A 14,649-nucleotide genomic window follows, 5' to 3' on the forward strand; every position below is an offset into this window, starting at 1 on the left:
AATCACATAAATGGCATTTTTAGGCGTTCTAATGAAAATTATACCAGAACAAACGACCACCAGTCTGATTCATTCGAGTGATCAAGGTCTTAAACTTGATGTTGGTGCTTTTTGCTTTTTTTTACTTGGTATGTTTTTAGCAGCACTCATGTTTCATCGAATTGGCTTTTTTTAACTTTTTGACCACTACCCTATTCACATATAAAAGCCCTCAATGTTGAGGGCTTTTATTTTAGCTATACGTTATATTAGGGTCTTTTAACATTTCAGCCATGCATTGCGTTATAGGCTAAAACCACTCAAGCAAGGCGTGAAACGTAGGCAATAACTACACCTTGTCAAGTTTCACAACGCGGCGAGGCAGTTTTAGTCATAACCCTTCGGGACAGGGATATTTTTTGTCGCTACTGCGTTATGTCTTACTTATTTAGAATGACTAAATTTCGCAAAACATGCCTTGTACCGCCTAAAAATATCCTCCGTCACAAGCATCTGTGAAATATCAACAGACCCTATTTAACCATGACGCTTCGCAAACTCATCCATAAAGTCTACAAGCGCTTGCACACCTGCCAATGGGACTGCATTGTAAATACTTGCACGCATACCACCCACTGAGCGGTGACCAGCTAGGTTTAACAAATGATTTTGCTCTGCTTCTTTTAAGAAGGTCTTTTCCAGTGCTTCATCCGCCAAAGTAAATGGTACGTTCATCATTGAGCGATTTGCAATGGCAATTGGGTTGTTATAGAAGTCACTAGAATCAATATAACCATACAGGAGTTTGGCTTTCTCTTGGTTCACTTTATAGATTGCATCTACCCCACCCTGCTCAAGCAACCATTCAAACACAAGACCAGATAAATACCATGCGTAGGTTGCAGGTGTATTCACCATTGAACCATTTTTAGCTTGATCTGCATATTTTAAGATGCTTGGAATTTCAGGTTTTGCTTGATCAAGTAAATCGTCACGAATAATGACAATAGTTAAACCGGCTGGGCCAATATTCTTTTGCGCACCCGCATAGATCAAACCAAATTTGCTAACATCTAACGGTGCAGACAAAATGCTAGATGAATAATCACAAACCAACGGTGCATTCACATCTGGGATAGCCGCGAATTGTAAACCACCAATGGTCTCATTATCCGCATAATGTACATAAGCAGCATCGTTTGAAAGGTTCCAAGTACTTTGTTCAGTAATTGCATGTTTACCATCAATTAAAGTCCCCGCTTCAACGATATTAATATCGCCATAACGCTTGGCTTCTTTAAGTGCTTTCTCAGACCAGATGCCTGTATGGATGTAATCAGCCTTGTTGTTTTTACCCAATAAATTCAGTGGGATCGCTGAAAACTGCAGCGATGCACCGCCTTGTAAAAACAAGACTTTATAATTTTCAGGAATGTTCATGAGCTTACGTAAATCAGCTTCAGCCTTCTCTGCCACAGCAACATAGTCATTGCTACGATGACTCATTTCCATGATCGACAGACCTTTGCCCTGCCAATTCAACAATTCTTGTTGAGCTTTTTCTAAAACGGCAGTAGGTAATGCAGCAGGACCAGCGCAGAAATTATAAGCACGCATGAGTTTTTCCCTTGTTAAAGTGGAACAAATTGGAATGGGAATTTAACCATAGATTGGCGAAGCTTGCAGCAGCTTATCACCTAAATATTTCAATTTAACCGAGAAAATAATATTAATTTTTCAATCCTGTTGGGTTCATAAATGATATTTTAGGCCAAGTCTCAACAGTCGTTTTAAACAGCACATTTTCATGTTTTTTTCGGAGATTTATTTAGATTAAAAACTCTACTTTTTACAATTTCACTACACCAAAAGTGTCGATATAACTATTTAATTAAAAACATATTATTTCAATTTTATAAAAAGAATTTAGACTTACTCAGGATATTATTAAATTGCGACATAACCAAATGTTGAAACGACATGATCGACCGAGTTTTAAGGTCCAGCGCTTTCCTAAAATTTTAAGCATCAGTATAAGCTTAATCAGCTGTGCCCTATTGCCTACGGCCCTATTTGCACAAACATTGAGTTATAGCCAAGCTGAACAATATGTTGTGGAAAATGCCTATTCGACACAAGCCCAACAGGCCTTACAACAGGCCTCCCAACTTGAAATGGAAGCTGTCAAACACCTCGGTTTACCCCGTATTGATTTAAATGCTCGCGCCTATTCATTTCATAGCGAAACCAGCGTGCCCTTAGAATCAAGTAAACGTCGACTCGAAAATTCACTTACTCGCGGATTTGACGACAAACTCTCACAATGGGGTGATACGCTTCCGCCAGAAGTGATTGATCAAGTCAGCCAAGGTTTCGATCAGACGGTCAATGAAGGCTTAAATCAGGTCCCTAATAACTTAGATGTGACAGTCAAAGACCATGATGTCCGCACCTCCATCTCGATGGTAATGCCACTCTATACTGGCGGTAAAATTAACAGTGCCAAGCAAATAGCCACCATTCAAGCACAACGTTCAAATATCAGCGAAAAACAACAACAAGATTCTCAACGTTTTGAGATGATTCAATCCTATTTTAATGTGCAATTACAACAACAGTTACTCAATGCCAGCCTGTTTAATTTAAATGCCATGCAAGAACACTATAACAATGCACTTAAATTAGAGAAACAAGGTTTTATTAATAAAGGGCAACGCATGCAATTTGAGGTAGCGCGCAATAATGCAGAACGCAGCTATCAAAATGCCCAGTCGAATCTGCAAGCAAGTCAGTTTAGTCTAAAAAATTTATTACAGACTAAAGAAGCTTTAAATCTCAGCACTCCCCTATTTGTCAATACCAGCCAAAATCACTCTTTGGATAAACTGCTGGCAAATTACGATCAAAACTCCAGTTTGATTAAAAAGCTGCAAATGGATACTCAGCTTGCCAATGAAAATATCAAAGTACAGCAGTCTGCGAAAAAACCAAGCCTGTTTGCCTTTGGTGAATATGGGTTGGACAATAAAGAGAATTGGATTGTCGGTGTGATGGCCAAATACAATCTATTCTCGGGCATTGATAATAATAAAAATATCCGTGCTGCCGAACTGAAAAAATATGCAGCAGAATTGATGACCGAACGCACCAAGCAAGAAGTCGAAAACGTGCTGTACAAATCTTATAGCGAATTAAATGCGTCTCAGACCAGCCATCAACTATTAACCCAAAACACCAAAGCCGCACAAGAAAACTTACGCATCCAACAGCTTTCATTTAAAGAAGGTATGGGCACGGCGACTCAAGTCATCGATGCACAAAATGCCTTCAGCGCGTTAAGAAGTGAGATGGCGATCAACTCATATAAATACATCTTATCTTTAGCCACTTTATTACAAAGTTATGGTTCGATTGATGAGTTCAAGCTTTATGTTAATCAACCACGTACAGACTATATCCGTTAATTGGAGAAATTTATGAGCCAGAATCAATCATCATCCAATTCAGAACGCGATACAGATCAAGTGGAAAATAAGACTGAGACTCAAGCGTCTGAACCATCTCAACTACAAGTGACCTCTACAGAAAAGGTAGAACAGCCAAGACCTGAGAGCTCAAACTCAAATACACAGCAACCGCCCACCGAGCCACCGAAAAAAGGCAAGGCGAAAATCATCGGCTTAATTATTTTAATTCTGCTGTTAGGTCTGATTGCATTTGGTTTATGGAAAGCCTATCAGCCGCAAGCGATTGAATTGCAAGGTCGGGTTGAGTCGGAAACGGTACATATCAGCACTAAAGTCCCGAGTCGTATTGAAGAGTTTTATGTGTCTGAAGGCCAAGCTGTTAAAAAAGGTCAGGCCTTAGTTCGTTTTGTCAGCCCAGAATTAGAGGCGAAAAAGGAACAGGCACAAGCCGCTTTACAGAGTGCAACTGCCTTCCATTCAACCGTGTATCGTGGTGCACAACAAGAGAATATCGAGACGCTATATGCCAATTGGCAAGCAATGAAAACTCAAGCGGAGTTAGCAGCAACCACTTACAAACGTGGTGAAACCTTATTTCAACAAGGTGTAATTTCTCGTCAACGCCGTGACGAAATGCTTGCAGCACAAACCTCTGCACGTGAAACAGCCGAGGCAACTTATCAACAATATGCACGTGCCAAACGTGGCAGTACTGAACAGCAAAAATCAACTGCCGATGCGCAAGTTGCGATGGCACAGGCGGCAGTAAAAGAAGCCAATGCTCTAACTGAAGAAACCAAACTGTATTCACCAACAGATGGAACTGTGTCTAAGACTTATGGCAAACCGACTGAGCTTGTTGCGACAGCTGTTCCTGTGGTCAGCATTATCGAAGATCATGATTTGTGGGTCAGCTTAAATGTCCGCGAAGACATGTATAGCTCAGTCTATAAAACCAAAACTTTAGAAGGCTTTATACCCGCCCTCAACAAAAAAGCCACTTTTAAAGTCAAAAATATCGATGCAGAAGGTGACTTTGCGACCATCAAAACCACACGCCAAACAGGCGGTTATGATATTCGCAGTTTTAAGTTTCATTTAATCCCTGAGCAAAGTATTCCAGATTTAAAAGTCGGTATGAGCGTGTTGTTTAAAATTGAAGAGGCAAAATAAGCGATGTTTGCAGTGATGCTGCGGGAATTGCGCTATTTAAAACGCCATAAAGTTGATTTGTTTATGGCGGTCATTGCCCCTTTGTTGGTGATTCTGTTATTTGGCAGCATGTTTTCCGCGGGTAAAGCAGAACATTTACCCATTGTGGTGATTGATCAAGATCAAAGTGAAATGAGTCGTAAAGTGATTCACGCGCTCAGTATTAACCACACCTTGAAGGTTAAAACGATTACCGCCAGCCAAGATGAAGCCGAACGACTCATCAATAAAACCGAAGCTTGGGGATTCGTGATGATCCCTGAGGAGGCTGAGCAACGTCTAGTCAAAGCCCAAGATGCGCAGATCAGTATTGCCTATAACCAGTCTTTTTTTAGTATCGGGAATACCATTTCCTCTGCCATGTTGATTAGCACCTTGAATGGTATGGCAGATTATATGGGTCAAAGTTATTTAGCCAATAGCATTCCCTATTTAGACATGCCCACACCGCATATCAAAATCTCAACCCTGTATAATCCAAGCATGAGTTATGAGTTGTTTCTGGAACCTTTTATGGTGCCAGCAGTCTTACATTTATTGCTGTGTTGCTGTGTGGCTTTTGCCATCGGTCAGGAGTTTAAACGCAAGACTGTCGGTGAATGGGTGAACTCAAAACAAATTATCTCTAGCCTATTTGGTAAAGTCCTGCTCTATGTCTTTATTTTTTGCGCTTGGACTTGGTGCTGGATGTTCTGGCTGGCACATATTCGTGGTTACTTTATCGCAGGTTCACTTACACTGATTCTTGTTGCACAGTTTTTGCTGTATTTTGCCTATGCCGTGATCAGCAGTACTGTGGTTTTAGCCACCCAGAATTTACCCAAGACCTTTGGTTTTATCGCGCTTTATGGTGGCTCATCACCAAGCTTTTCTGGAATTACACTACCACTGAATAATGCACCCGCATTTACTCAATTTTGGTCGATGATTATTCCCTACACACCTTATGCCAAACTACAAACCGAGCAATGGATTATTGGCAGTGATCTATATGTTTCACTGGTTCCATTTGGGATATTACTGATCTTTGCAGGGCTATTCTTTGCACTGAGCGTGCGTCTGTTAAGGAAAAATACTCAGGAGCTATGCTCATGAAATCATTTTTCGGCTATTACCTACAGACCTTTAAAAATATTTTTGCCAATAGCTCGGTGTTTACCACCCTGATTGCCGCGATCTTGCTCTATAGTTTTTTCTATCCAACAGCCTATAAAGCACAATCTGCAGAAGATATTCCGATTGTGATTGTGGATGAAGAACAGAGCATTTTGACCTCAAAAATCATTAGCCAAGCGTCTAACAGCCCACATATCAAAATCATGACGGTGACAGATAACTTTCTCGAAGCCCAGCGCATGGTGAAAAACCAGCAAGCTGAAGGTATTTTGCTACTTCCTGAAAACCTGACCAATAGCTTAAAACACGGTGAAATGGGCGGTATTGGCTTGTATTTGAGTACAGCCTATTTCATCCGAACCAAAGAAGTCGGAGTCGGTTTAGCTGGCTCGATCGAATATACCCTGAAAGAGCATCTCGAGAAGTTTGGCAGTGCCTCTGCGTTTGAACCAGAAATTTCGATCCATCAGATTCCTTTGTTTAATACCATGTCGGGTTATGGCAGTTATATCTTCCCTGCTGTGGCCAGTTTGATTATTCATCAGACTATTCTGCTGGGTCTGGCGATGCTGATTGCCAGTTACCGTGAACAAGGCTGGGTGGCAAAACCCATCGAGTTCTGGGCCACTTTTGCAGCCATCTTTACCACAGGTTGTTTAGGCTGCCTGTATTTATTTGGCTTTACCTTCTGGTTATATGAATATCCACATGGTGGTAATTTCTGGGGCATGCTACTTGCCGTGCCGATCTATGTCAGCTGCGTGATTGGATTAGGGATGTTGGTCGGTTCACTAGTCGATATGCCAGAACGGGTTGGTCATTTAATTGTTGTGACTTCCGTACCCTTGTTTTTGCTGACTGGTACCGCATGGCCACATGAAGCCATGCCACATTGGATGCAATACTTTGCATGGACACTGCCTTCAACCCATGGGGTACAACTCTTTGTACAACTCAATCAGATGGGTGTGCCAACATCTATTGTTGTGCCAAAACTGATTTATCTTGCGACAGTCGCTGCAATATTATTGGCGATTTCTTATTATCGTCTGGTCATGATAAAACCAATAAAAAAGGAAGCTGATTAGCTTCCTTTTTTATTACCTAAACCAATTAAGCTTCAGGTGTATCATCTTTCGGCTCAGCAGCCACTTCTTCAGAAGTGATTACTTCAGCTTCAGTATTCTCTACTTCTACATCATCAATCGCATCTAACTCTTCGTCATCCTCTACTGCTTCAATAGATACTACACCAACTAAGGTTTCAGCATCACTCAAGCGGATCAAACGAACACCTTGTGCATTACGACCTGTAGTTGCAACTTCCGCAGCACGCGTACGTACCAATGTGCCGCCATCAGAAATCAACATCAGTTCTTTAGCTTCATCAATTGATACCGCACCGACAAGCTCACCATTACGTTCACTGGTCTTAATGGCAATTACACCCTTACCACCACGTTTCTTGGTTGGGAAGTCATCGACAGGTGTACGCTTACCATAACCGTTCGCGCATGCACACAGCACTTCACCCGTTTCAGGTACAACAACCAAGGAGACAATACGGCTAACAACATTCGAATCTGATGAATCATCATTATCATCGCTGTCATCATTTTCAATGTCAGTATCTTCTGTTCCGATGGTATTGCTTGCAAAACTTACGCGCATACCACGAACACCTTTGGCAGTACGACCCATAGCACGAACATCAGTTTCAGCAAAACGAATTGCCTTACCTTCATTCGAGAACAGCATGATCTGCTGATTACCATCGGTAATCGCAACACCGATCAAGGTATCTTCTTCATTCAGCTCAATCGCACGTAAACCATTTGAACGAACATTACTGAATTGTTCCAGTTCAACACGTTTGACGGTACCTGATGCAGTTGCCATAAACACATAGTGATTTTCAGGGAATTCAGTCAATGGCAAGATCGCAGTCACAGTTTCATTCGCATCTAATGGAAGCAAATTAATAATTGGACGACCTTTGGCACCACGTGAAGCCTGAGGTACTTCGAATACGCGTAAGCGGTAGACTTTACCCACATTGGTAAAGCACAGTACCGTTGCATGGTTTGATGCCACAATTAAATGCTGGATGATGTCGTCATCTTTCATTGCAGTTGCAGACTTACCACGACCACCACGACGTTGCGCTTGATAATCTGACAGTGGCTGAGTTTTTGCATAACCTGTTTGAGACACAGTCAATACAACTTGCTCTTCAGGAATCAAATCCTCACGACAGAAATCAACACCAGACTCGACAATCTCAGTACGGCGACCATCACCATATTGTTGCAAAATCAACGCAAGTTCTTCACGAATCACATTCATCAACAAATTGAAGTCATTCAGAATTGCAGTTAATTCAGCAATTTGACCTAAGATTTCAGTATATTCTGCGTGTAACTTGTCTTGTTCTAGACCTGTTAAACGGTGTAAACGTAATTCTAAGATCGCGCCAACCTGAGTTGGTGACAAACGATAGATCTCACCAGACAAGCCAAATGGACGTGTTGGGTCTTCACCTTCGATCTCATCTGGACGAACAGAAATTGCACCTGCTTTTTCCAATAAGGCAACAACACCACCGCCAGCCCACTCACCTGCTTGTAAACGCTCACGCGCTTCAGCTGGATTGGCAGAAGATTTGATGGTTTCAATAATGGCATCAATATTGGCTAAGGCAACGGTTAAACCTTCCAAGATATGACCACGCTCACGTGCTTTACGCAATTCGTACATGGTACGGCGTGTCACCACTTCTTGGCGGTGACGGATGAATGCCGCAATAATATCTTTCAGGTTCATCAACTTTGGCTGACCATTGTCGAGGCAGACCATGTTGATGCTGAACGAATTTTGTAATTGGGTATGCAAGAATAAATTATTCACCGCAACTTCAGCGTTTTCACCACGCTTCAAGTCGATGGCAATACGCATACCGTCTTTATCAGATTCGTCACGAAGCTCAGAAATACCTTCAAGTTTCTTTTCTTTAACCAACTCGGCAATACGCTCAATGGTTTTTGCCTTGTTGACTTGATAAGGAATTTCAGTAAAGACAATCGTGGTACGACCTGTTTTTTGGTCTTCTTCGAAGTGATACTTACCACGAATATGCAAACGGCCTTTACCAGTACGGTAAGCATCTACAATGCCCGATTTACCGTAAATAATACCGCCTGTAGGGAAATCTGGGCCAGTAATGTGCTCCATCAAACCTTCTACAGAGATATTCGGATTGTTGGCATAAGCCAAACACGCGTTCACTACTTCCGTCATGTTGTGTGGCGCCATATTGGTCGCCATACCCACCGCAATACCCGTCGTACCATTAATCAGTAGATTTGGAATACGCGTTGGCATCACCTGAGGAATACGCTCAGAACCGTCGTAGTTATCTTCCCAATCAACCGTATCTTTTTCTAGATCGGCCAAAATTTCATGGGTAAGTTTTTGCATACGAACTTCGGTATAACGCATTGCTGCTGCGCTATCCCCATCGACCGAACCGAAGTTACCCTGACCATCAACCAACATGTAACGCAAGCTGAAGTCCTGCGCCATACGAACAATTGTTTCGTATACTGCACTGTCACCATGAGGGTGATATTTACCGATCACATCCCCGACAACACGAGCAGACTTTTTGTACGCTTTGTTATAATCATTGCCCAATTCGTGCATCGCATATAATACGCGACGATGAACAGGTTTTAGACCGTCTCTAACATCTGGCAATGCACGAGATACAATTACGCTCATCGCGTAATCTAGATATGAATGCTTGAGTTCGTCCTCAATGGCAATCGGTCTGATTTCCGATACGCTCATGCATACTCCTTGTTTACAGGTAGAGAGTTGTACCTGTTTTTATGTCTTCAATCTTGCAAAAATTTAGCTCAAAGGCTTGAACTAAAAATAAAAAATACAGCGAAAAATTATAGCACAAAGCACAAATCAACTGTGAGTTTAAGCATCTAAAAATAGCATTTTTTTACAATAAAAAAATTATATAAATTAACAACTTAAAATTATCAAATACAGACCCAATTAAGAAAAATTGATTGTTATATTTTTTGTACAAAAGATCAGCAAAATATTAATCAAAACAACGTATTTAAATGAAATCTAAAAGGCTCAGCATTTATTCAAGCTTATGCTTGCTTAAATGCCAAAGCCTACATTTATTAAGATATTTTATTCTCTATTTGCAACGATTGTTGATCAAATTCACGAATCTTATCATGTTGCATAAAATAAAAAGCCATACAAAACAAAGCAATAATAAAAGGCGACTCATAAAGCTCTTCTACGATATCTTGATTTAACATATCACTGAATAGCCATGTATAAATAAAGCGATGATGCTCAACACAATCAGCAAAAAACAATGATGTAATTGCAATCAACAAATACCAAAACGGGAACTTAACATGCCACAGTATGTATTGGATTTCAGCACGCAACTTTGAAGAGAACAGCATCAATATGACGGGTGCAATTACAAAAATAGAAATAACCCGATAATAAATATGAGGAACTTCAGGAAAAAAATCTCGCCCCCAACTAATACTTCGACCAAAAAACATGAACCACCAAGCTATCGCCCACATCCAAAACCATTTTTTTTGATCTGTAAGCGTTTTTGGCTTCATATACAACCAAGTGAAAGGTACCCCTGCTAACAGTATCAGTGCTTGAATATCTTCGATTAAATGTACATTCCACATCGTTAACCAGCTCCCTTTAGCTAAGGCTAAGAACCAGATAACAAATAGCATACTGAGCAAGCTAAACGCCCCAGCATTAAAGCGCATATCAAATTTCATCGGGAGACAACCTATCCAAGAAAATGGATAAATAACAATTTTAACAAAAGTGTACCAATAAGTACACTTTATAAAACAAGTTAATAATTAATATTGATAAAAAGCAAAATTTTCTATTCTTGTTATCATTCAACTTTTATTTTGCATAAAAAAACGCCCCTTTCGGAGCGTTCTTCAACTTTTATTCAGAGCGAATTAAAGTTTAGATACCAATTCAGGTACTACAGTGTTCAAATCGCCCACTAACCAGTAGTCAGCAACACTGTTGATTGGCGCTTCTTCGTCTTTGTTGATTGCAACAATAACTTTAGAATCTTTCATACCTGCCAAGTGCTGAATCGCACCAGAGATACCGATCGCCATATAAAGATCTGGCGCAACGATTTTACCCGTTTGACCCACTTGGAAATCGTTTGGTACGAAACCAGCATCGACCGCAGCACGTGAAGCACCTTGAGCAGCACCTAGCTTGTCAGCTAATGGATCAAGTACTTTGTGATAGTTCTCACCAGAACCTACACCACGACCACCAGAAACAACGATACGTGCAGCTGTTAACTCTGGACGATCAAGTTTCACGATTTCTTCGTTTACAAAGGTAGAAATACCAGCGTCTTTCGCCTCAGCAACAGCTTCAACCGCAGCAGAACCACCTTCAGCAGCAACTGCATCAAATGCTGTACCACGAACTGTACCAACGATGATTGCTTCGTCAGATTGAACAGTTGCAATCGCGTTACCCGCATAGATTGGGCGTTTGAACGTGTTTGCAGATTCAACAGCGATGATGTCTGAAATCATGCTTACGTCAAGAAGCGCAGCAACGCGTGGAAGAATGTTCTTACCCGTCGTTGTAGATGCAGCTAATACGTATTTGTAACCGCCTTTCGCGATGTCAGCAACTAAGCCAGCAACGTTTTCAGCCAATTGGTTTGCATAAGCAGCATTGTCAGCAAGTAATACTTTGCTCACACCAGCAACTTTAGCAGCAGCGTCAGCAACTGCTTGAGCGCCAGAACCAGCAACTAATACAGTAATATCACCACCGATTTTTTGAGCTGCCGCAACAACGTTTAAAGTTGCACCGTTAAGTGTCTGGTTGTTGTGATCAGCGATAACTAAAATACTCATGATTTTATCCTTCTGTATTAGATCACTTTCGCTTCGTTTTTCAATTTTTCAACAAGCTCGTCTACAGACTTCACTTGTACGCCAGCTTTACGTTCAGCAGGAGCTTCAACTTTAATTGTTTTAAGCTTAGTGCCTGTTGCAACGCCATAATCAGCAGGTGACTTCGTATCAAGCGGTTTTTTACGCGCTTTCATGATGTTTGGAAGAGCAGCATAACGTGGCTCATTCAAACGTAAGTCAGTGGTGATGATTGCTGGAAGTGCAAGCTCAACAGTTTGCAAACCGCCGTCAACTTCACGAGTAACCTGAACTTTACCGCCGTCAACTTTAACTTCAGATGCGAAAGTACCTTGACCAGCACCAAGTAAAGCACCAAGCATTTGACCTACTTGGTTAGAGTCGTCATCAATTGCTTGTTTACCAAGAAGAATAAGTTCTGGTTTTTCAGCATCAACAACGCCTTTCAAGATTTTAGCAACCTCTAGAGCGCCAACTTCATCAGCAGTTTCAACTAAAATACCGCGGTCAGCACCTAAAGCCATTGCAGAACGAATTTGTTCTTGAGCGTCTTTAGAACCCACTGAAACAACAACGATTTCAGAAACTGTTCCTTTTTCTTTTAAGCGAACCGCTTCTTCCACTGCGATTTCACAGAATGGGTTGATTGACATCTTAACGTTGGTAAGGTCAACCCCACTATTGTCCGGCTTAACACGAACTTTAACGTTGGCATCAACCACACGTTTTACAGCGACAAGAGCCTTCATGTAATCCTCGGCTGTTCTAAGCAAGTAAATGTAATGAAGAGCATTCTAACTCTTCGATTGAAACTTTTTAGGTGCCCTATCTTGCAATGTATTTGGCATTTCGGTCAAGTCACAATTTCCGCTACAGCCATAAAAAAGATGAAACGCTCAGTTCACATATTGAAAATAGTTATTGATGCAACAAATTTAGTTTATAAACTTGATGAATATTAAACTTTGATTTTTTTAATATTTTATAAAATTCAATGATCTAAAACAGGTACTTTATTTAAATAGGGATGATCTGTAACGGATCGTTTCTGATAAATTTACATGTCTTTTCACTTTCAAAAAAATGCGTCAATTAAGTAAGAACATCAATTCAACAAATCTCATAAATAAAGTGGAAAAGTCATCGATGATTAAATGTTCAATTTTGCAACATAATATATCAAGATTTAGCTTTTTTGCGCTCTTGGGTGGGTTTGATCATACACTTTTGCCAGTTGTTCAAAGTCAACATGGGTATAAATTTGAGTGGTCGACAAATTACTGTGCCCCAACATCTCCTGCACAGAACGCAAATCGCCACTGGCAGATAGCATATGACTGGCAAAACAATGCCGCAATAAATGTGGATGTAAATCGACATTGACACCTGCGCGCTGTGCTTGCAGTTTGACTCGATTTTCAATTTGCCGCGGCGTTAAGGCATTACCACGTTGTGAAATAAAAACCGATGAATCCGCACTAAAGCCACCTTGCCAAATTCGATAGATTTTCAACCATTCAACCAAACTGTCTTTGGCCTTCAAGCCAAAAGGAACAATACGGGTTTTATTGCCCTTACCCGTAATACGTAAAAGCTGTCGGTTAAAGTCTACATCTTTAACACTCAGTCCTTGTAATTCAGCCAAACGTAAACCACTGGAATAAAGCAGTTCGAGCATAGCTTTATCACGTAACCATAATTGTTGTTCAATCGGCTTTTCTGGCGCTGCTTGATCTAAAATTTGATGTACCGTTTCAATATCAATCATGCCTGGTAAAGGTCGTGGTTGACGCTTTAATTTAAAATCCTCGGATGGATTTTGCTCCAGATATTGACCTTGTTCTGCCCATTTCATAAATTGGCGAATCGACGTTAAATGACGTTGTAAACTACTGGAGCTTAATTGGTCTCGTTCGACACGGGCTGCCAGATATTCCCTTAAATCAGATGCTTCAACATCTTGGAGTTGCAGTTGTTTATATTCGCAGAACTTAAAGAAATCGGTTAAATCACGTTGATAAGCCGAGATGGTATGTTCAGATTGATTTTGAATCATCCGTTCTTTTAACCACATGGATAGCAGTTTTTCAGGGCTTTCCAAGTTGCTCTCCAGTGTTATGCCTATACCAACAGCTACAGTCTAACAAACTTTACTGCGCTTTATCGCTAAAGCGATATCGAAGAATTGATGCCTGTGTAATACAATAAATTTCAAGTTTTGAGTGGCGCTACCATGATGACAACAATGCTTATTCCCTACCTCATCGCAATCACCCTCTTGACCATTACTCCCGGTCTAGATACCACACTGATTATTCGCACTGCGACCTTGGAAGGTAAAGCCAAAGCATTCCAAGCAGCTTTAGGGATTAATCTTGGCTGTATTGTATGGGGAATGATTGTGGCCTGTGGTTTAGGTGCATTATTGATGGCATCTGATTTGGCTTTCAATGCATTGAAATGGATGGGGGCAATTTATCTCACGTGGTTAGGACTTAATCTTATTCTAAAACCTCGTAGCCAACTTGCGGGGTTAAATGATTCTACAACGACTCAAAACTGGTTTATCAAAGGTTTTTGGGGCAATTTACTCAACCCCAAAGTCGGTATTTTTTATATTTCTTTCTTGCCTCAGTTTATTCCTCAGTCTTCTTCTCCAGTTGTGTGGACCATGGGACTGGTGATGATTCATGTGCTCATCGGGTTGATCTGGTCAATTTTTCTGATCGCTGCAATGCAGTTCATTTCTGCTTATTTAAAACAACCTAAATTTATTCGCTATATGGATCGCATCACAGGCAGTATTTTCATCTTATTTGCACTCAAACTCGCATTCAGCAAACGATAAACAATAAAAAAGCGTGCTGTGATCAGCACGC

The 14,649-nt window shown here is 40.9% G+C and carries 12 protein-coding genes; 6 read left to right on the forward strand and 6 right to left on the reverse strand.

Annotated elements, in window-relative coordinates; translation table 11 throughout:
* The first annotated feature begins 31 nt into the window (after positions 1–31).
* Positions 32–175 (forward strand): hypothetical protein, encoded by a 144-nt coding sequence (locus NDN13_RS08350; RefSeq protein ID WP_004654651.1) that lies wholly within the window; start codon positions 32–34, stop codon positions 173–175.
* 341 nt (positions 176–516) lie between these two features.
* On the opposite strand, the gene serC is transcribed toward NDN13_RS08350, so the two are convergent.
* Positions 517–1,596: a 3-phosphoserine/phosphohydroxythreonine transaminase gene (gene serC, locus NDN13_RS08355; RefSeq protein ID WP_251117902.1), complete on the reverse strand. Its 1,080-nt coding sequence runs from the start codon at positions 1,594–1,596 to the stop codon at positions 517–519.
* A gap of 350 nt (positions 1,597–1,946) precedes the next feature.
* On the opposite strand from serC, the gene NDN13_RS08360 reads away from it, so the two are divergent.
* From NDN13_RS08360 to NDN13_RS08375, 4 genes are read left to right on the forward strand one after another with little or no spacing between them, the layout of a single operon-like run.
* Positions 1,947–3,443, forward strand: coding sequence for a TolC family protein (locus NDN13_RS08360; RefSeq protein WP_251117903.1), 1,497 nt, complete (start codon positions 1,947–1,949; stop codon positions 3,441–3,443).
* A gap of 12 nt (positions 3,444–3,455) precedes the next feature.
* Complete coding sequence (locus NDN13_RS08365; RefSeq protein WP_251117904.1) at positions 3,456–4,619, forward strand: HlyD family secretion protein; 1,164 nt, start codon at positions 3,456–3,458, stop codon at positions 4,617–4,619.
* A 3-nt stretch (positions 4,620–4,622) separates the two neighbouring features.
* On the forward strand, positions 4,623–5,753 hold the full coding sequence (locus NDN13_RS08370; RefSeq protein ID WP_251117905.1) for an ABC transporter permease: 1,131 nt from the start codon (positions 4,623–4,625) through the stop codon (positions 5,751–5,753).
* The gene (locus NDN13_RS08375; RefSeq protein ID WP_251117906.1) at positions 5,750–6,862 is read left to right on the forward strand and encodes an ABC transporter permease; all 1,113 of its coding nucleotides are present in this window, start codon (positions 5,750–5,752) and stop codon (positions 6,860–6,862) included. Before NDN13_RS08370 ends, NDN13_RS08375 begins: the two co-directional genes overlap by 4 nt.
* A gap of 25 nt (positions 6,863–6,887) precedes the next feature.
* Here the strand turns inward: NDN13_RS08375 and gyrA are convergent, their stop codons facing one another.
* From gyrA to xerA, 5 genes are all read right to left on the reverse strand, one after another.
* The gene (gyrA, locus tag NDN13_RS08380; protein ID WP_251117907.1) at positions 6,888–9,623 is read right to left on the reverse strand and encodes a DNA gyrase subunit A; all 2,736 of its coding nucleotides are present in this window, start codon (positions 9,621–9,623) and stop codon (positions 6,888–6,890) included.
* Positions 9,624–9,979: 356 nt separating this feature from the next.
* Positions 9,980–10,621, reverse strand: coding sequence for a hypothetical protein (locus NDN13_RS08385; protein WP_251117908.1), 642 nt, complete (start codon positions 10,619–10,621; stop codon positions 9,980–9,982).
* A 195-nt stretch (positions 10,622–10,816) separates the two neighbouring features.
* Positions 10,817–11,752, reverse strand: a complete 936-nt coding sequence (locus NDN13_RS08390; protein ID WP_004771288.1) for an FAD-binding protein — start codon at positions 11,750–11,752, stop codon at positions 10,817–10,819.
* Between the two features lie 17 nt (positions 11,753–11,769).
* Entirely contained in the window at positions 11,770–12,519 is a 750-nt protein-coding gene (locus NDN13_RS08395) for an electron transfer flavoprotein subunit beta/FixA family protein (protein WP_004654672.1), read from the reverse strand.
* A 437-nt stretch (positions 12,520–12,956) separates the two neighbouring features.
* Positions 12,957–13,844, reverse strand: coding sequence for a site-specific tyrosine recombinase/integron integrase (gene xerA, locus NDN13_RS08400; RefSeq protein ID WP_251118199.1), 888 nt, complete (start codon positions 13,842–13,844; stop codon positions 12,957–12,959).
* Between the two features lie 162 nt (positions 13,845–14,006).
* On the opposite strand from xerA, the gene NDN13_RS08405 reads away from it, so the two are divergent.
* Complete coding sequence (locus NDN13_RS08405; RefSeq protein WP_251118200.1) at positions 14,007–14,618, forward strand: LysE family translocator; 612 nt, start codon at positions 14,007–14,009, stop codon at positions 14,616–14,618.
* Positions 14,619–14,649 lie beyond the last annotated feature (31 nt).

Source organism: Acinetobacter sp. C32I (assembly GCF_023702715.1).
GTDB lineage: Bacteria > Pseudomonadota > Gammaproteobacteria > Pseudomonadales > Moraxellaceae > Acinetobacter.

What these genes read in the sequence shown, in the direction of transcription:
- NDN13_RS08350 (WP_004654651.1), top strand. Translation starts at nt 32, where the DNA reads ATGAAAATTATACCAGAACAAACGACCACCAGTCTGATTCATTCGAGT.
- serC (WP_251117902.1), bottom strand. Translation starts at nt 1,596, where the DNA reads ATGCGTGCTTATAATTTCTGCGCTGGTCCTGCTGCATTACCTACTGCC.
- NDN13_RS08360 (WP_251117903.1), top strand. Translation starts at nt 1,947, where the DNA reads ATGTTGAAACGACATGATCGACCGAGTTTTAAGGTCCAGCGCTTTCCT.
- NDN13_RS08365 (WP_251117904.1), top strand. Translation starts at nt 3,456, where the DNA reads ATGAGCCAGAATCAATCATCATCCAATTCAGAACGCGATACAGATCAA.
- NDN13_RS08370 (WP_251117905.1), top strand. Translation starts at nt 4,623, where the DNA reads ATGTTTGCAGTGATGCTGCGGGAATTGCGCTATTTAAAACGCCATAAA.
- NDN13_RS08375 (WP_251117906.1), top strand. Translation starts at nt 5,750, where the DNA reads ATGAAATCATTTTTCGGCTATTACCTACAGACCTTTAAAAATATTTTT.
- gyrA (WP_251117907.1), bottom strand. Translation starts at nt 9,623, where the DNA reads ATGAGCGTATCGGAAATCAGACCGATTGCCATTGAGGACGAACTCAAG.
- NDN13_RS08385 (WP_251117908.1), bottom strand. Translation starts at nt 10,621, where the DNA reads ATGAAATTTGATATGCGCTTTAATGCTGGGGCGTTTAGCTTGCTCAGT.
- NDN13_RS08390 (WP_004771288.1), bottom strand. Translation starts at nt 11,752, where the DNA reads ATGAGTATTTTAGTTATCGCTGATCACAACAACCAGACACTTAACGGT.
- NDN13_RS08395 (WP_004654672.1), bottom strand. Translation starts at nt 12,519, where the DNA reads ATGAAGGCTCTTGTCGCTGTAAAACGTGTGGTTGATGCCAACGTTAAA.
- xerA (WP_251118199.1), bottom strand. Translation starts at nt 13,844, where the DNA reads ATGTGGTTAAAAGAACGGATGATTCAAAATCAATCTGAACATACCATC.
- NDN13_RS08405 (WP_251118200.1), top strand. Translation starts at nt 14,007, where the DNA reads ATGACAACAATGCTTATTCCCTACCTCATCGCAATCACCCTCTTGACC.